Source organism: Calothrix sp. CBUCES-K 9914 (assembly GCF_059640475.1).
The window spans coordinates 1-18,147 of the sequence record NZ_JBXXZH010000196.1 but is presented as its reverse complement, the minus strand read 5'-3'; the positions used below and the strand labels follow the sequence as shown (position 1 = coordinate 18,147).

The 18,147-nt window shown below is 39.4% G+C and carries 14 protein-coding genes; 10 read left to right on the top strand and 4 right to left on the bottom strand.

The features are described from left to right. The coding region (locus tag AC2JBO_RS32170; RefSeq protein ID WP_496957700.1) for a cytochrome c oxidase subunit I at positions 1-1,423 on the top strand (1,423 nt) is incomplete at its 5' end. A gap of 230 nt (positions 1,424-1,653) precedes the next feature. After that, positions 1,654-2,277 (top strand): cytochrome c oxidase subunit 3, encoded by a 624-nt coding sequence (locus AC2JBO_RS32165; RefSeq protein ID WP_496957699.1) that lies wholly within the window; start codon positions 1,654-1,656, stop codon positions 2,275-2,277. Between the two features lie 53 nt (positions 2,278-2,330). On the opposite strand, the gene AC2JBO_RS32160 is transcribed toward AC2JBO_RS32165, so the two are convergent. Together AC2JBO_RS32160 and AC2JBO_RS32155 are read right to left on the bottom strand one after the other, a co-directional pair. Further along, the gene (locus AC2JBO_RS32160) at positions 2,331-4,061 is read right to left on the bottom strand and encodes an ABC transporter permease (RefSeq protein ID WP_496957698.1); all 1,731 of its coding nucleotides are present in this window, start codon (positions 4,059-4,061) and stop codon (positions 2,331-2,333) included. Positions 4,062-4,178: 117 nt separating this feature from the next. Beyond that, complete coding sequence (locus AC2JBO_RS32155) at positions 4,179-5,501, bottom strand: ABC transporter ATP-binding protein (protein WP_496957697.1); 1,323 nt, start codon at positions 5,499-5,501, stop codon at positions 4,179-4,181. 334 nt (positions 5,502-5,835) lie between these two features. On the opposite strand from AC2JBO_RS32155, the gene AC2JBO_RS32150 reads away from it, so the two are divergent. The 5 genes from AC2JBO_RS32150 to AC2JBO_RS32130 all read left to right on the top strand — a co-directional run bounded on the left by AC2JBO_RS32150 (position 5,836) and on the right by AC2JBO_RS32130 (position 11,448). Next, positions 5,836-6,609 carry a DUF6816 family protein gene (locus AC2JBO_RS32150; protein WP_496957702.1) on the top strand — a complete coding sequence of 258 codons (774 nt, stop codon included), beginning with the start codon at positions 5,836-5,838 and terminating at the stop codon, positions 6,607-6,609. Between the two features lie 101 nt (positions 6,610-6,710). Continuing rightward, on the top strand, positions 6,711-6,896 hold the full coding sequence (locus tag AC2JBO_RS32145; protein WP_496957696.1) for a hypothetical protein: 186 nt from the start codon (positions 6,711-6,713) through the stop codon (positions 6,894-6,896). A gap of 150 nt (positions 6,897-7,046) precedes the next feature. Further along, positions 7,047-7,472, top strand: coding sequence for a GNAT family N-acetyltransferase (locus AC2JBO_RS32140; protein WP_496957695.1), 426 nt, complete (start codon positions 7,047-7,049; stop codon positions 7,470-7,472). 667 nt (positions 7,473-8,139) lie between these two features. Beyond that, positions 8,140-10,428 (top strand): DUF8189 domain-containing protein, encoded by a 2,289-nt coding sequence (locus AC2JBO_RS32135; protein WP_496957694.1) that lies wholly within the window; start codon positions 8,140-8,142, stop codon positions 10,426-10,428. A 288-nt stretch (positions 10,429-10,716) separates the two neighbouring features. Beyond that, on the top strand, positions 10,717-11,448 hold the full coding sequence (locus AC2JBO_RS32130) for a Uma2 family endonuclease (protein ID WP_496957693.1): 732 nt from the start codon (positions 10,717-10,719) through the stop codon (positions 11,446-11,448). Between the two features lie 70 nt (positions 11,449-11,518). Here AC2JBO_RS32130 and AC2JBO_RS32125 read toward each other — a convergent pair whose 3' ends face one another. Continuing rightward, positions 11,519-11,965 (bottom strand): retropepsin-like aspartic protease family protein, encoded by a 447-nt coding sequence (locus AC2JBO_RS32125; RefSeq protein ID WP_496957692.1) that lies wholly within the window; start codon positions 11,963-11,965, stop codon positions 11,519-11,521. Between the two features lie 273 nt (positions 11,966-12,238). On the opposite strand from AC2JBO_RS32125, the gene AC2JBO_RS32120 reads away from it, so the two are divergent. Then, complete coding sequence (locus AC2JBO_RS32120; RefSeq protein WP_496957691.1) at positions 12,239-12,817, top strand: hypothetical protein; 579 nt, start codon at positions 12,239-12,241, stop codon at positions 12,815-12,817. Between the two features lie 166 nt (positions 12,818-12,983). Here AC2JBO_RS32120 and AC2JBO_RS32115 read toward each other — a convergent pair whose 3' ends face one another. Continuing rightward, positions 12,984-13,349, bottom strand: a complete 366-nt coding sequence (locus AC2JBO_RS32115) for an STAS-like domain-containing protein (RefSeq protein WP_496957690.1) — start codon at positions 13,347-13,349, stop codon at positions 12,984-12,986. Between the two features lie 183 nt (positions 13,350-13,532). Here AC2JBO_RS32115 and AC2JBO_RS32110 point away from each other — a divergent pair, with 183 nt between their 5' ends. Both AC2JBO_RS32110 and AC2JBO_RS32105 read left to right on the top strand, forming a co-directional pair. Continuing rightward, entirely contained in the window at positions 13,533-14,597 is a 1,065-nt protein-coding gene (locus AC2JBO_RS32110; RefSeq protein ID WP_496957701.1) for a PDDEXK nuclease domain-containing protein, read from the top strand. A gap of 66 nt (positions 14,598-14,663) precedes the next feature. After that, positions 14,664-18,122, top strand: a complete 3,459-nt coding sequence (locus tag AC2JBO_RS32105) for a helicase-related protein (protein ID WP_496957689.1) — start codon at positions 14,664-14,666, stop codon at positions 18,120-18,122. The last annotated feature ends 25 nt before the right edge of the window (positions 18,123-18,147 follow it).

Here is an 18,147-nt window from a genome sequence, read left to right as displayed (position 1 = left end):
GAGTGACGCCAAAGATATGGCGTTCCCTCGTCTCAATGCTGTTGCATTTTGGATGATTCCTATAGGCCGTTTACTACTAGTTAGTAGTTTAGTTGTGGGAGATGCACCAGATGCAGGCTGGACTTCATATCCACCACTGTCACTAGTTACAGGACAGGTGGGTGAGGGAATATGGATTATGAGCTTGTTAATATTGGGAACGTCATCAATTTTGGGGGCGATTAATTTCCTTGTAACGCTGCTCAAAATGCGTATACCGGGAATGGGGTTCCACCAAATGCCGTTATTTTGCTGGGCAATGCTCGCAACTTCGGCGTTAGTACTTGTATCCACCCCAGTATTAGCAGCAGGTTTGATTTTATTGTCGTTTGACTTATTTGCCGGAACGACATTTTTTAACCCAACGGGTGGTGGCGACCCAGTAGTTTACCAGCACATGTTTTGGTTCTACTCTCACCCAGCCGTATACATCATGATTTTGCCCTTCTTTGGGGGCATCTCGGAAATTATCCCTACCCACTCTCGGAAACCAATCTTTGGTTACAAAGCTATTGCCTATTCAAGTTTGGCTATTAGCTTCCTTGGACTAATCGTTTGGGCACACCACATGTTTACCAGTGGTATCCCAGGTTGGTTGCGGATGTTTTTCATGATTACGACCATGATTATCGCTGTACCTACTGGTATTAAAATATTTAGCTGGTTGGCGACAATGTGGGGCGGTAAAATTCAACTCAACACTCCAATGCTTTTTGCAATGGGGTTTGTTGGCACGTTCGTAATTGGTGGTATCAGTGGTGTAATGCTCGCTGCTGTGCCTTTTGATATTCACGTACACGATACATACTTTGTTGTTGCCCACCTTCACTACGTGTTATTTGGTGGTAGTGTTCTCGGTATTTTCGCAGGAATTTATCACTGGTTCCCGAAAATGACCGGGCGGATGTTCAACGAATTTTGGGGTAAAGTTCACTTTGCTTTAACTATTATTGGTTTGAACATGACCTTCTTACCCATGCACAAACTTGGTTTGATGGGTATGAACCGTCGTATTGCTCAGTACGACCCCAAATTTACATCGATAAACGAAATTTGTACCTACGGTTCTTACCTTCTTGCTATTTCAACCTTGCCCTTCATCATTAATATGGTTTGGAGTTGGTTGTATGGCGAAAAGGCAGGTGATAATCCTTGGAGAAGTCTCACTTTAGAGTGGATGACAACTTCGCCACCAGCAATTGAGAATTTTGAAGGAATTCCTGTATTAGCAACTGGACCCTACGATTACGGTTTAGAAAATGCCAAGTACGGCGTACCAATGCAAACTGATAACCCATTAACATCGGCAGCTACTAACTCTGTGTTACGTTCAGACCCTGACGAACCATATCCGTCAATAGCAGCAAAAACAGAAGAACGATAAAAAGTAGGGTGCGTAACGCCATAACAATCGTAAAATCAAACGAATTAACTGGTGGCGTTACGCACTTCATGAGTTAGAAGTTAGGAATAATCTCAACTTCTAACTTACAACTTTCTTCAACTCCGCGCCTCGTAAGGTGCGTGACGCTACTAGATTATTCGTTTTATTTTGTGAATTGTTATAGCGTCACGCACCCTACCTGTTTGTTGTCCTTTAAATAATAAATCTTCATGCAAAGTCAAATTGTTGACCCAGCAAAAACAGAGTTAAATCATCACCATACAGCAACTGCCGAAGCACATCACGAAGAACACCCAGACCACCGGATGTTTGGGCTTGTTTTCTTCCTAGTTGCTGAAGGTATGATTTTCATGGGTTTGTTCGGCGCCTATCTCGCTTTTAGGTCTGTACTACCAGTTTTCCCACCTGAAGGAACTCCAGAACTTGAGTTACTGCTACCTAGTGTTAACACCGTTAACCTGATAGCTAGTAGCTTCGTTATCCATAATGCTGACTCCGCAATTAAAAAGAACGATGTGCGCGGAATGCAGTTGTGGTTTGGTATTACCGCGCTTATGGGAATCATATTCTTGTTCGGTCAAGTATATGAATATACCCACCTTGAATTTGGTTTAACAACGAACTTATTTGCCAGCGCGTTTTATGTGTTAACTGGGTTTCACGGTTTACACGTAACGATTGGTGTAATCGCAATTCTCGCTGTATTATGGCGTTCTCGCAAAGCAGGTCATTACAGTGACCAACACCATTTTGGTATCGAAGCGGCTGAGTTATATTGGCACTTCGTTGACGTAATTTGGATTATATTGTTCGGCTTGCTGTACATTCTTTAATTTACAAATAAAACACGTAGAGACGTGATTAATCACGTCTCTACATACGGCATTTAAACTAGTAATTGATACTTTTCTTGTGCGAGACGATATAGCGGGCGCCAAACTAATCTATTAGTTAGAACAACTAAAATAGACATGACAGCAGTTGCAGCTAGTAAAAGAGGATATTTACCAGTTGCTGAAGCTTGAGAAATAAGTGAACCTAAACCGGGAGTGGTAATAGTGTGTCCTTGAAACTGTACATACTCGCTAACAATGCTCGCATTCCAGGCCCCACCAACTGCTGTAATAATGCCTGTAACTAAATATGGGAAGATACCAGGTAGTATTACAGTTCGCCAACGTTGAATAGTTTTAAGTTTGTAAACAGTAGCAGCTTCAAATAGTTCTGAAGGAATAGCTTGGGCACCAGCGATAACATTGAATAAGATGTACCACATTGTCCCCAGCATCATTAAAGCTACCGAACCAATCTTTAATCCACCACCAATACGAATTAGAAATAAAAGCAACACAGGAAACAAAGCTGTTGCAGGTACAGAAGCTGCTATTTGAACTATTGGTTGTAGTAGTTGCGCTAGTTTTGGGTTACGACCAATTGTTACTCCGACTGGTATTGTCCATAACAGTGATAGCACTAAAGCTGTAAACACTCGAATCGATGTCCAGATGGCGCCAACTATAACAGATTGCCAATCAGAAAAATTTAGTAACCGCAACATTAAGAAAGCTTCCCAAGTTCCCCACAGCACGATAAAACTTAGTCCACTAACAAATAACCAATTAATCCATTGACTTACAGGAGAATTATAAGTAGGTGTAGGTTCTTTTGATGGTTGATTGCGTGAAGGACGCGATAAAGTCCTGGTTAAAGGTTGCCAAATTCTTTCGGTAATTATTCTCAAAGTTGGCGACCTTCTGATAAAATCTAAAACAGCGGAAGTCGGTACATTTTCTGACTCAACTGTTTCGTATTTAAATTTTTCTGCCCAAGTAATTAGTGGGCGCCAAATAAAATAGTCTGTAGCGATAATCACTGCAATCAGAATTATTAAACCCCAAGTTAAGGCGACAAAATTACCTTTGTCTGCTGCTGCACCTAAATAGGCGCCTAAACCAGGAAGCCGAAAGTTTTTATCTCCTAGCGTTAAAGATTCAATCGCAATTAGAAAAAACCAACCACCAGCAACTGACATTACACTATTCCATACCAAACCAATGGCGCCACTTGGTAATTCTAAAGTCCAAAATCGCTGCCAACCACTTAAACCATAAACGCGCGCAGCTTCTTTTAACTCACTAGGTATACCTTGCAAAGACTGGTAAAAACTGAACACCATGTTCCAAGCCATACCAGTGAAAATCATCAAAATTGCCGCCAACTCTATACCAATACGCTGACCTGGGAACAAAGCAATTAAAGCTAACACAACTCCAGGGGCAATAGACAATACAGGAATTGATTGCAATACATCTAAAAGGGGTATTAAAATCTTAGCTGCCGATTTATAACGGTAAGCACTATAAGCATAAACTAAAGTAAAAATCAGCGAACAAAAATAAGCAGTCACCATCCTAATCAAGGTTTGGAGTGTGTAAGAAGGTAAAACGCTTAAACTTGTATTAACTTGAAACGTTGGATTGTAGGCGCCAGTAAAATTAGTAGCTGTGCGAACAATGGCAAAAATTAAAGTGATTATTGCGAAAACCAATAATGCATCTTGCCAAGTCCAATTCAACCTACGCAAAGCTTGGTTTGCAGGAGTTAAAGGTCTAGTCATAAGGAATAAAGGTAGGGTGCGTGACACTAAAACAATTTTTAAACGGAGCAATAATCAGGTGGTGTCACGCACCTGATTTATTTACTGATTTATTTACTGATTTATTTACAATAAGAATTAATCAGCATCAACAACACTTTCTAAGAAAATTTCACCCGCAGGCTCATCGTAGCTATAAATTTCTGCATAGCGTCCCCAGTCAATAGCTGTTTTTAACTGTCTTTGTGCTTCTTCTGGACTAAAATGAGCCTCCAAAATGTCTAATATCAACTCTTCTGGAACCCTTTGATTGCGCTTCGCTTGCAGTAAATTACTTATTTGCTGCACTAAAAAAAGATTTGTTAAAAGTTGATTACGAACAATTGCTTTGCGTTCATCAATATCACTAGTAATAAATTGTTCGCCAACTGGTGTTAAATTAATATCCCCTTCTCGAAGGTTTACTAATTTCATTAACTGTGCTGCTTCAACAATTGGTAAAATTTCATCGACTTCTAACTGCAATTCTTGACCGAGACGATATAAATCTCCTTGTCGGTCTTCTAACAATTCCAAAAACCCTGCTATTGAACCAATACGAACTGCTGGTAACGGTGGATATTTACGAGGTTGAGTTTCTGTAGTTTGAGGCGCCGCAGCAGTTTGAGATACGTTTTCTAATTCAGGATTTGTAATAATTTTATAAACTTGGTCAACCAAAGCTTGGAAACTTGGGCTTTTTCGATCACGATAGTGAGGTAAAGTAACAGTCAAGTCCGCACGAATTCGTCCAGGGTTTCTACCTAGTACTATAATTCTATCAGCTAATATTACCGCTTCTTCAATACCGTGAGTGACAATTAAAACTGATTTTGTAGGAATACGCTTCTCTAACCACAAGTCGAGTAATTCAAACCGCAAGTTTTCTGCTGTCAATACATCTAATGCAGAAAATGGTTCATCCATACATAGCAACTCTGGTTCAACAGCTAATGCTCTGGCAAAACCGACACGTTGACGCATCCCACCCGAAAGTTCTTTAGGGTAAGCATTTTCAAAGCCGTCCAAACCAATAACGTCAATCATTTGTAAAGCTTTGTCACGACGTTCGTCTGCAATTACTCCCTTGGCTTTCAAACCTAGTTCTACGTTTTCTAGTACAGTTAACCAAGGATATAAAGCAAAGCTTTGAAAAACAATCGCCACTCCCGGATTTAAGCCGACTAATGGACGATTATGGTATAAAACTTTTCCTTGAGTGGGTGCAATTAATCCAGCGACAATCCGCATTAAAGTAGATTTGCCGGAACCACTGGGACCGAGTAATGCAACAATTTCCCCAGGTTTTAGTTCTAGGGAAATGTTTTCTAAAATCGTGATTTCTTGACCGTTCGGCTGTTGATAAGATTTCTTAATTGATTCTAAAGAAATTAAATTCTTGCTTCCCACTTTTACAACCATAAACTTACCCCCCTGGTTCCCCTAATTCTGATGTATCCAGCTTAGTTCAGTTTTGTCTATCCAATCAACTGAAAATATACGGTTAAGATTTTATCTCAATGGTTTGATTAATTTACTTACTGTGCTTGGTTGATTATAAGGGTAATTTGCAATCTGACTTGGAATTATCTTAGTACAAATTAATATTTTGATTTTCTTAACCTTTTGTTAACTATAGCAGATCTATTTTGGTTTGTGAAGCTGACTTTGAATGATTGAACCACACTCGTTACTGCAACGGAATGTGTTACGCAGTATTATATATTTATTTTTGGAAAGCATTTGCTCCCTTATGATGAAAAGGTTCGTTATATTAAGCTTTTGCCTAGTTATTGGGCTATTGGTGTGGAGTGGTGAGGCTCTTGCTTCTGAGTTAGCGCAACGACTAGCCCATTTTCCGCAGTGGGAAAGACTAACTTCAACAAAGAGTGCAGATGGAGATTTAATATACCCTGCTTGGATGGAGGGTGAATGGGTTGTAAAAAGTACGCTTGTTGATTTAGCTGCACCACTGGCACCGGATATAATTACACCAGGTTTTGAAGGTAATAAGCAGTATCTAAATCAACCAGTTAGTTTTAAAGTAAAGTTTGTACCAGAGAAAGTTTTTTTATCAGGGTCTAAGCTTATCCCTCGTACAATAAATAAATCTTCTAATATTGTTGCAGATAGAGCATATAACGGGTTGAGTTTATCGCGCGCATATTTAGGAGAAGACGCAGTAGTATCCGTCAAAGTTGACCCAGAGTCACCTAACCGTCAAATTACCACACTCAAAAATGATTTACAGCTAGTTTCAATAGTCACCGCGCGGGCAACAGAAACCATACCCGATAAGTATATTACAGCCGAAGTATTCCAGCAATTATTCAAAGGTGGCAAAAATCCTTACTTTAATATAGTGGAGTCTACTACCGCGTATCAGCAACGACCTACCTCATACCCAGCTATAGTAGCCGACCAAGTTACAGCAGTCTATCTATCTCCCCAAGACCCTAATTACTTTCAAGCAGGAAGGCGCCCAGTTGCACTATATAGATATAAATTAGAATTTAGTCCCACACCATAAACTTGTTTTAGTGTCGGGAGGAATTGCAGTTTAATTACTTGCATCATCCTGAATTGATTCTTAACTTTTTAAATACGATAATGATGTAAAGGATTAATTTTATGGATAAAGGAAAGAAAGAACGTTTAGAAGCTAAAGGCTGGAAAGTAGGTGATGTTGTAGATTTTTTAGAACTTACACCAGAAGAAACTGCTTTAATCGAAATCAAATTAGCTCTCAGTCGCCGCTTGAAACTACGGCGCCAACAATTAATGACACAAGTAGAACTCGCAGACAAAATTAAGTAAGCGCCAACAGGAGTGTAGCTAGATGCGCTTGTCGGTGCGTGACGCTACAAGTCCTATAACTACGTTGAAGTTTTTTTCGTAGCGTCACGCACCCTACGATTTTTATGTGCCACTTGCTCCCGTCCTAATTTAGTTAAATAGTGAAGAATAATGAACCAAAAATGCATAATTATTTATGAAGAAAAGCCTGATAGTGCATTTATAGAAGCTATTAAACAGGGAATTAATGAGTTTAACCAGGAACAAGCTGGAGACTACAATTATAAAAAGCTTTGTCTTTCACTACGAGATGCAGAGCAAAAAATAGTCGGTGGATTGCTTGGTAAGACATACTGGGAATGGTTCTATATTGAGTTTTTTTGGATTGGTGAACCATACCGTAAAGAAGGGTATGGGAGTACTATTTTGCAGATGGCTGAAGATGAAGCTCGCGGTAGAGGTGTTAAACAAGTGTTTGTAGATACTTTTAGTTTTCAGGCGCCTGACTTCTATCAAAAACAGGGTTATCAAGTATTTGCCGAATTACCAAATTTTCCACCAGGTCATCGCCGCTACTACTTGACCAAAAATCTTTGACTCTTCTTTGACTCTTGTGGAATGGGCATCCTGCCCGTCCCATTTATATTTTATAAGCATATTGAATTGTGTTGGCTTCGCTACCGCGTAAGCCAACCTACGGTTACAATAATTTATACTGAAAAACTTGCCACTGCGGATGAGGGGTGTCATAATGTAGGGGTCAAGTGCAGTAAGGGTATAAGCAACTAGGGGTGGCACCCCTTAAAGACAGGTTAAAGAGGCGAAAAAATGCTGCATAGCGCCTTAATTTATAAATGATACCGTGATATACACTGAACTTCAATGGTGCATAGGAGTGAATTTCAGTGTATTCACGTATTCACATTAGTTTTATAACTGCTCATAATATCAACAACATCAACTCGGTGAAAGCCGATGTTTGAATTCCTCCCTGACAAGTCGAAAAGCCTATCTGAATATGGGCAAAAGCGTGTGTTAGAGAGAAAAAGTTGACGAGTAAAGCTCAGGAAATTAAAGGTAAAAAATAGTAAATTTCCTTACCTATATTTTTTTGGCTATCTCGTACAAGACTTTTTCTTGACCTTACCTTTTGCCCTTTATTTAAATTCGACACTATCTACAATACCCTCCAGAAAGTAAGGTTTAAGCAATAGTAGCAGTAGTAGTACTAGAACGGGATTAGATTTTAGAAAGGATTAAAACTATGCAAAATAATGAATTTAATGCTTCGGGCAATGGAAGCGTGAATGGTAATGGAAACGGTAATGGTAAGTCGAAACAGGCGCCACCATCTTCTAACTCGAATAATATGCCTTCTTTGAGTATGGGTGGGTCGCGTTCTAGAAATGAAATGACTTCTGTAGAGATGAATGCTGACTCAGAAGATGCAATGCAAAAGGTACTTGTAGAGTTACGAGTTTCAAGAACACAAGGTGTACTTGGTGTATCTGAGAGTGTTGGCGCCAGTATTGATAGTTTTCGACGCGATACCGCATACGAACCAGTTCCAGTTGCTCCCGGAAGCAACATTGCCGCAAGTATTATGGCTGCTAACGAAGAGACTTACATCATTCGTGGTGAAGTCGAAGAACGTAGAATCGCTGAACTTGAAGCTCAACCAAGTGTTGTCAAGGTTTATAAAGATACACCTATCGCTCCCTTCAATCAATCGGTTTTGGAAAAGACTACCTACGATTTAGTCAAACCGATGGATGGTCAAGGTAGTTGTCCTGTTGGCACTTGCGACTGTTCACCAACGACACCAAAAGGCACAATTGCAGATGTTGCTAAGTATTTTGGTGTAGACCAAATTTGGGCTGCTGGATTTAAAGGTCAAGGTATTGTAGTTGGTGTTGTTGATGGTGGTATTACTGCAGAAGGGCGCCCAGTTGAACCATCTGAAGGAATTCGCCGCATTCCCCACGTAATTGGTGGACCTGATACTAATTGGGGAACCAAAGCGCGTTCGTGGGGAGAACACGGCAATATGTGCGCGACTGATATTCTTGGTATGGCGCCTGAAGCTAAGTTGTATGACTGTCGTATTGCTGATGGTGATGCAATATCAAACGCATTGAGAGTCTTTCAATGGGCAATCAACCAGCATCGTACTGATGGTACACCGCAAATTCTTTCTAATAGCTGGGGTATATATCAGAAAAGCTGGGATGAATTTTACGCGACCAACCCAGACCACCCTTTCACTCGTAAAGTAGTGGAAGCAATCAACGAAGGTATAGTAATATTCTTTGCAGCCGGTAACTGTGGCGGAACTTGTCCAGCAGACCGTTGCGGTGGTGATACTGGTTCTGGTAAAAGTATCTGGGGTGCCAATGGACATCCACTAGTAATGACAGTCGGCGCCGTTAACAAAGACGAACAGTTCGTTGGTTACAGCAGTCAAGGTCCAGCAGCACTCGACCCCAACAAACCTGATTTCTGTTCAGTTACTCACTTCCGGGGTTACTTTGGTAGTGATAATGGGACTTCAGCAGCTTGTCCAATTGCTGCTGGTGTGGCAGCATTATTCACACAAGCAAAACCTGGTATTTCCCAAGAGGAAATAAAAAACCTCTTCAAGCAGACAGCTAAGAATATTGGTGAGCCTGGTTTTGATCAAAATACTGGCGCCGGCATAATTCAACCCAAAGTCGCTTTTGATAAATTAAATTTACAATTACCTCGTTGGAGCGAGTGGGAAAGCTTGGGTGGAAATGCCTTCTCGGCACCTGCTGCTGTGGCAAGTGGCGAAAAACGTCTGAATATCTTTGCTATTGGTGGTGATAGTGCTGTATACGAAAAAATATGGAATGGCACTACATGGAGTGAATGGGAAAGTCTCAGTGGGTTTAGCTTATCGGCGCCTGCTGCAACATCATTTCCACCCAATCGCATTGATACATTCATCATTGGTCAAAAACGCCAAGTGCAACGTTTATCTTGTTGCAATGCAGATTGGGGCGCCTGTGAATGGGAAAACATTGGTGGTTTTTGTAAGCAAGGTGTTGCAGTCTCAACTTGGGGTACACGTCAGGATATCTTTACTGTTGGTGCAGATAACGCTGTTTACCAAATGACTTGGAATGGTAACGGTTGGAGTAACTGGACAAGTTTGGGTGGGTTTGCATTATCGGCACCTACAGCAGTATCTTGGGGCGAAAATAGAATTGACTTATTTGTACGCAGTGGCGACCATGCTATCTATCATAAATACTGGAATGGTCAAGTTTGGAGTGATTGGGTGTCTCTAGGTGGTTTATGGTTGTATGCACCTGCCGTCACTTCATGGGGCGAAAACCGTTTAGATGTATTCACAGTTGGTACAGATAATGCAGTGTACCGTAAATACTCAGATGGTGCTACTTGGAGTTCCTGGGAAAATATCGGTGGTACAGCAATAGGGGCGCCTGCTGTAACTTCACAAGGAAAAAATAAACTCGATGTATTTGTAGTCGGTGGCAATAACGCTGTCTACAAAAAATCACTCAGTTAACAATCTCCACATGCTCCAATACCTTGACTAAAGTTTATACATGATTGATAAACGCGACACTCTAAGAATGTCGCGCTTTTTTTGCAGCATAGAAAAAATCTAAAATCCAACACCGTATGACGCTATAAAATCTGTCACATAGGTTCTTTTGGTAATTCAGTTTTTCATAGTATTTTAATACTATATAAAACTTGTCAGGTGTATCATGCTGCGGAATCATATTTTTCAGCCAATTATCATAATAGATATTAAAATAGTACAAAAGTCTCAAATCAACTGGGCGGCGCCATGACTACATATATTGCAACTTCCCAACCAGCAAACGAAGTCAGTCAAGTATTTTATCCCAACGGTGATGGAGAGCCAGTGGCAGAATCATACGACCATTTGTATGCCATATTAACGACGTTAGAAGTTTTGAGACTTTATCTTCAAGGTCGTCGTGCGACAGTTTTAGCGAATCAATTTTTATTTTATGCCGAAGGGTTCCCGAAATTAAGAGTGGCGCCGGATGTTATGGTTATTTACGACGTAGAACCAGGCGGACGAGATAGCTATAAAATTTGGGAAGAAAAACAAGTACCAAAAGTCGTGTTTGAAATGACTTCACCTGGTACACAAAAGGAAGACCAAGAAAGTAAAAAAGACCTTTATGCAAACATTGAGGTACAAGAGTATTGGTTATTTGACCCGAAAGCTGAATGGATACAAGAGCAATTAATCGGTTATAAGTTGTGTGAGAATGGTTATGAGCGAATTACAAATGGTTGTAGTGAAGTATTACAACTGCGTTTGGAAGTAGAAGGCAAGCTAATTGGCTTTTACCGTTTAGATAATGGCGAAAAGCTCCTAGTATCCGATGAGTTAGTCGAAGCACTACGAAGCGAAACTCTGCGTCGCATAGAAGCAGAAGCATTTGCCGAGCAGGAAAGTCAACGTGCCGAGCAGGAAAGTCAACGTGCAAGAGACTTAGAAGCATTGCTAGCTCGTTACCGAGAACAGTTTGGTGAATTGCCTTAACCAACTTGCTCTCCATAATCACTATAATATAATGTTGTGGAACGCAAGTCCCTTGCGTCCCTACATAAAGTTATTTATCCGATGGCTTATTAAACTCTATTTCATCACGTTTAATCGTGACATCATACTTGCCGAAGAAATTCTGACCTAAAAGACCAGCTTTTTCACCGGAATTAAAAATAGCTACCTCAACATCATCTACCTTTGTTCCCCCAACTTCAATGGATTTAACAAAGCCAACCGGATATTTTCCAATGTGACCATCTGCCATGATAAAGTAGGCTTCCTTAACTGGCTCAATCTTTAAATCCGAAGCTGTCTTTTTATTGATGATAGTCATACTGGCGCCAGTATCTACAACCATTTCTTGTTCGTGGTCGCCGTTAAAAGTAACATCGATCACTGGAGAACCACCACTGCGCCGTTTAATCCTTGCTGGACCATCGTTGCGTGGGTAGTGAATAATCATAAAAGCCAAAAGAAGCGCGACGGCAAACTCCATACGAATCCTCCGCAAAAATACTTGTGTTTGACTGTGTTAAAGACATAGCAGTATACACAAGTTATTCCTGAAGAATTCCGGATTTTTATGCAAAATTTTAAGAAATCAGGCTTCTTGATTCAATAAAAGTTTAAAGAAGCGTCATATTACCTTCAACTTGTCTTCAGCAAAATTACCAATAAAATTGTAAATTTTTGTAAATGCAACCCTAGCTAGATACGGAAAATTACGGACTTTGATAGTAGTTAGGTAATAGGACTTTAAAAACTTTACAAACTACCCACCTCAATGAAGACAAGTCTTGTAAAACTAATCACAGTATTATCGATATCGTTGGGAGCAGTCGGGCTAGTAGGAGGAGGATTTTTTCTATCGCGCGCGCTTGATAAAAGCGAGGAAAATCAAATAGTCAAAGACACAGGGCGTTACCCTGAAGTACGCTCAAAACTGTGGTTAAATCAAGCACAAGTAAAGCATTTCCCTACTGAAATACCTGCTGACGCTACAGGAGTTCGCTTTGTTTACTCACCTGGCTACATGCAAGGGGGTAACGTATTGCAATTAAGAATGAAACAGCCACAATCTAAAATAGCCACCTTGATAAAACAATATCGTCAAGAAGCCAAATATAAATTCAGGGGTGGTAACACAAACGAGCATATTAATAAGCCAAACGGCGTACCAACCACATTCTTCCATACCAGTGATGACACCACCGATAACTCGTTCCCCTTTAATTACGAAATCTTGGTATTAGGCGCCGACGATAAAGGCAGCAAAGATTTCCAATGGAACCACGGAGACAGTTACGGTGTCGCCATCAACCCCCAAGCATCCGAAATAGTATACTGGGCAGAAGCATGGTAGAGCATTATAGCATAGGCATCCTGCCTGTGCAGTAATGTATTTTTATTTACCACTGTAGACGCAGAGCTTACAGAGGAAAAAAAACTAAACCTCCTCTCTCTTTGGACTCTGTGTCTGGAGTGGTAAAAGGACGTATCACGTGGTTTAATCATATAAACCACTAGTATCAAAGCGCATTGGACTGTTCTGTAATAACTTGGTCAACTCTACTACGAAAATCAGGGTCGAAGTAATACCGCTTTGAATTTTCAATCACCAGCTTGAGTATTTGCTTACCGACTTGGTTGAGGTTAGACACTTTTAAAAGAAGATTAAGATTTTCTGGCTGAATATCTCTCAGCAATTGTCCAATTGCGAAGTTTAAAAAGGGAACAGCAAAAATTTCCACTCCAGCAAAGTCTAATTCCACAGGTTTGTTTGCTAACAATTCTGGATGAATTAGTTCATACACATGCTGACCATCAATAGCTGTAATAAAGTTTTTGCCTACAATACTTAAGATTTCGTGTTTCATATCTTGTAACTTATTCACATCACACAATCTCACGTTTTACTCTATAACAAGGCACGTTTATGTGGCTAATAATGCTTTGATTAGAAATAGTTCAATAATTTGTCGAACTATTTGCTGATTTTTGCAATCAGCAGATAAAATTATTTTTTTGTTAGAGACACACTGTTTATTATAAGATTATTATACAAACAAAAATAATTTATTGGGTTTAGGATTCTGGCAAAGTTTACAGCGTTAGATGCTTATGATGAATTTTTACGCGACTTAAAGGAACGCATTCGCGGTGCCCAGATAAAAGCAGCGTTATCTGTTAACCGTGAATTAGTGTTACTTTACTGGCAAATTGGACGGGAAATATTAGTACGACAGCAACAGCAAGGATGGGGTGCAAAAGTCATTGAACGTCTTGCCAAAGATTTAAAAGCGGCTTTTTCAGACATGAAGGGATTTTCAGCACGTAATCTTAAATATATGCGGGCTTTTGCTGAAGCTTACCCAGATGAATTATTTGTGCAGCAAACTGCTGCACAAATTCCTTGGTTTCATAATTGCATAATTTTAGACAAAATAAAAAACAATCTTGAGCGTGAATGGTATATACAAAAAGTAGTAGAACATGGCTGGAGTAGAAATATATTAAATCTACAGATTCAAAATAACCTTTATAATCGTCAAGGTAAAGCTATCAATAACTTCAACGAAACATTAACACCTCCCGAGTCAGACCTTGCAAGAGAAACGCTAAAAGACCCGTATATCTTTGATTTTTTAACTTTAGGCGAAGAAGCTCAGGAACGAGAAGTTGAAACAGAGCTTATTAAACATATTACAAAATTCCTTTTAGAATTAGGTGTTGGTTTTGCTTTTGTCGGTCGGCAATATCCATTAAAAGTTAGTGAGGAAGAATTTTATATAGATTTACTTTTCTATCATGTTAAATTACACTGCTTTGTGGTTATTGAGCTTAAAACAGGGAAATTTAAACCTGAGTATACAGGCAAGATTAATTTTTATCTTTCTGCTGTAGATGATTTGCTTAAGTCTCCTCTAGATAACCCATCTATTGGTTTAATTTTGTGTGCAAGTAAAGATAATGTAATTGCGGAGTATGCTTTACGAGATGTAAATAAACCTATTGGTATTGCTGAGTGGCAAGCTGAACTTGTTAAGTCATTGCCAAAAGAGTTGCAAGCAGAATTACCAACTATTGAACAATTGGAGGCAGAGTTAGAAGGGGTTTCTGTGCAAATTGAAGATGAAGGTTAATGTAGTTACATTCGTAGGAGTGAATTTTTAAAGCTATACTCGTAAAGCACCACTGAGTATGGAATCATGCCACGCATTTTTGACAACATCGACTTACAACTGTTGCCTACTTTGCGAGACACGCTCAAAGTCTCGTACCGTGCGGATTTTTGCGTTGGCTACTTTAACCTCAGAGGATGGCGTAAACTTGATGATTTAATCGAGCAGTATATAGGTGGGGAAGTTTCTTGTTGTCGTTTGTTGGTGGGAATGCAGGGTTTACCTAGTGATGAGGTACATACGGCATTTACTCTTGGTACTGGTGAAGGGCGCCTCGATAATAGTACCATTATTCGTTTCAAAAAGAAGATTGCGGCTGAGTTTAGAGACCAGCTTATCATTGGGGCGCCGACAAATGAGGATGAAGCAGGGTTACGTCGTTTAAGTCATCAACTCAAAACAAAGAAAGTAGTTATTAAGCTGTTTTTAGCTCATCCCCTCCACGCTAAGTTATATCTTGTTCATCGTAATGACCCCAATAGTCCGATAGTTGGATTTTTGGGTAGTAGTAATTTAACTTTAGCTGGACTGAGAAAACAAGGAGAATTAAATGTTGATGTTTTAGACCATGACGCTTGTAATAAACTGCAAAAATGGTTTGATGACCGTTGGAAAGACTACGGATGTATTGATATTTCTAAAGAGCTTGCGGAAATAATAGATAATAGTTGGGCAAGAGAAGAGTTAATACCGCCTTACCATATTTACTTGAAGATTGCTTATCATTTGTCTCATGAAGCAATTGCTGGTTTATCAGAATTTAGAATTCCTCCTGAATTTAATAACTTATTTGATTTTCAAAAAGCAGCAGTTCAACTAGCCGCGCGTCATGTTACTAGACGTGGTGGTGTGCTGGTAGGGGATGTTGTTGGGTTGGGAAAAACTTTGGTGGGAACAGCGCTGGCTAAAATATTACAAGAAGATTGTTTTTTGGAAACGTTGATTATTTGTCCAAAAAATTTAGTTTCAATGTGGCAAGAATATGTCGATAAATATCGGCTCTATGCTAAAGTGATGCCAATTAGTAACGTTCAAAATCAACTACCAGAATTACGGCGTTATCGGGTTGTATTAATCGACGAAAGTCATAATTTACGTAATCGTGATGGAAAAAGATATAGAGCAATAGCAGAATATATTGGTGCCAACGAAAGCAAATGTATATTACTTTCCGCAACACCTTATAATAAAACTTATTTAGACCTTTCTGCCCAACTACGGCTATTTGTTCCAGAAGACCAAGATTTAGGTTTTAGACCAGAAGCTTTAATTAACGAACTGGGGGGTGGTTCGTTGGGAGAATTAGAATTTATTAGAAAACATCAATGTTCTGTTAAATCTTTAGCGGCATTTGAGAAAAGCGAACATACCGACGACTGGCGAGAGTTAATGAAACGTTACATGGTCAGGCGAACACGTTCATTTATCAAAGATAACTATGCTCATACTGATGAAACAGGGCGTAAATATTTAGAATTTGCCGACAAAACACGCTCATATTTCCCAGACCGTATACCCCGTACAATTAAATTTACATTAGAAGTTGACAATGACTCTTATTCTCGCCTTTATTCTGAAACCATAGTAGAAGTAATAAACCAGTTAAATTTGCCACGTTATGGACTAGGAAATTATGTAATCACTAAACCAAAAGCCCCTAAAGATGTAGAACCGGAGGCAGAACAACGTCAGCTTAACGTTTTATTTCGAGGTGGGCGCCGACTAATGGGTTTTTCTCGGACTAATTTATTTAAACGGTTAGAAAGTAGCGGGTTTGCTTTTATTCAATCAATAGAACGTCACATTTTACGAAATTTTATTTATTTATATGCTTTAGAAGAAAGTCTTGATATTCCAATTGGAACTCAAGATGCTGATTTGTTAGATACTCGTAATAGTGATGAAGATGCAGATTCTGTATTAGCAAGTTTATTTGATATGGAGACAGAAGACCTCTCCCCCCTACCCCCCTCTCCTATAGAGGAGAGGGGGGAGGAAGATTTAGAAAAAGTGGGGGTGGCAGAAAAGGGTCTTCGTAGAAAAGCTGAGTTTATTTATCAAGAGTATGTAAGTCGTTATAAAAAGCGTTTTAAGTGGTTACGTTCGACTTTATTTGATGTCAAAAAGCTAAAAAAGGATTTATTAGCCGATGCTAGAGCATTAATTAGTGTGCTGCAACAAATTGGAGAATGGAAACCACAGCAAGATGATAAAATTGATGCTTTGGTCAAACTTTTAATTGAAACTCATCCAAATGAAAAAGTATTAATTTTTACGCAATTTGCTGATTCTGTACGTTATATTACAGATAATTTGCAAGCAAGAAGTATTAATAATGTCGCAGGGGTAACAGGACAAGCCAAAGACCCTACCGAATTAACAGGAAAGTTTAGTCCTGTTAGTAATGGTAAACGTGATAAAGTATTATATAGTGATGAAATACGTGTATTAGTAGCCACTGATGTTTTAAGTGAAGGTCATAATTTACAAGATTGTGCGATTATAGTTAATTGGGATTTGCCTTGGGCTATTATTCGGTTAATTCAGCGCGCGGGAAGGGTTGACCGAATTGGACAAAATGCTGAAAAAATTTTTTGTTATTCTTTTTTACCAGCAGAAGGTGTAGAACGTATTATTAATTTACGTTTAAGGCTTAAACAAAGATTACAAGAAAATGCTGAAGTTGTTGGAACAGATGAAACGTTTTTCGAGGATGATGAGACACAAGTAATTCTAGATTTATATAATGAAAAGTCTGGAATTTTAGACGGTGAAGAGGATACGGAAGTAGACCTAACATCAGAAGCTTTTCAAATTTGGAAAAAAGCTACTGATGATAATCAAGCATTAAAAAAGTTAATTGAAGAAATGCCCAATGTCGTATACTCGACTCGCGCGCATACTCCACAACCTGTCCAACCAGAGGGTGTGTTAATGTACATGAAGACGACAGAAGGTAATGATTCTTTAATATATATTGACAGAGAAGGCAATAGCGTTACACAATCGCAACTAGCTGTTTTGAAAATGGCGGCTTGTGAGGAAGATACACCTGCTATACCTAAAGATAAACAGCACCACCAGTTAGTTAAAATAGGCGCCGAACTATTAGCTGAGGAAGAGAAAAACATGGGTGGTCAGTTGGGAAGACCATCAGGCGCCAGATTTCGTAGTTATGAACGATTAAAAAGTTATGTCCAAGAAATGAAGGGTACTGTATTCGTAACTGAGGAACTACTAAAAGCAATTGATGATATTTACCGTTACCCGTTAAGACAATCTGCAATTGATACTTTAAATCGACAATTAAGAAGCGGTATCAGTAATCAGCAATTAGTAGAGTTGGTAGTAGCTCTACGTATGGATGACCGTTTGTGTATTGTTAGTGAAGAAATTGAGAAGCGAGAACCTCAAATTATTTGTTCTTTGGGGTTGTTTGATCCCCAACCCCCCCTTAATAAGCTACGGTGTACACACAAGTCTTAATAAGGGTGCTTCGGGGGCTTTGGGG

Bases quoted from the DNA above. Each gene is read 5' to 3' on its own strand.
- AC2JBO_RS32165 (WP_496957699.1), top strand. From the start codon at position 1,654: ATGCAAAGTCAAATTGTTGACCCAGCAAAAACAGAGTTAAATCATCAC.
- AC2JBO_RS32160 (WP_496957698.1), bottom strand. From the start codon at position 4,061: ATGACTAGACCTTTAACTCCTGCAAACCAAGCTTTGCGTAGGTTGAAT.
- AC2JBO_RS32155 (WP_496957697.1), bottom strand. From the start codon at position 5,501: ATGGTTGTAAAAGTGGGAAGCAAGAATTTAATTTCTTTAGAATCAATT.
- AC2JBO_RS32150 (WP_496957702.1), top strand. From the start codon at position 5,836: ATGAAAAGGTTCGTTATATTAAGCTTTTGCCTAGTTATTGGGCTATTG.
- AC2JBO_RS32145 (WP_496957696.1), top strand. From the start codon at position 6,711: ATGGATAAAGGAAAGAAAGAACGTTTAGAAGCTAAAGGCTGGAAAGTA.
- AC2JBO_RS32140 (WP_496957695.1), top strand. From the start codon at position 7,047: ATGAACCAAAAATGCATAATTATTTATGAAGAAAAGCCTGATAGTGCA.
- AC2JBO_RS32135 (WP_496957694.1), top strand. From the start codon at position 8,140: ATGCAAAATAATGAATTTAATGCTTCGGGCAATGGAAGCGTGAATGGT.
- AC2JBO_RS32130 (WP_496957693.1), top strand. From the start codon at position 10,717: ATGACTACATATATTGCAACTTCCCAACCAGCAAACGAAGTCAGTCAA.
- AC2JBO_RS32120 (WP_496957691.1), top strand. From the start codon at position 12,239: ATGAAGACAAGTCTTGTAAAACTAATCACAGTATTATCGATATCGTTG.
- AC2JBO_RS32105 (WP_496957689.1), top strand. From the start codon at position 14,664: ATGCCACGCATTTTTGACAACATCGACTTACAACTGTTGCCTACTTTG.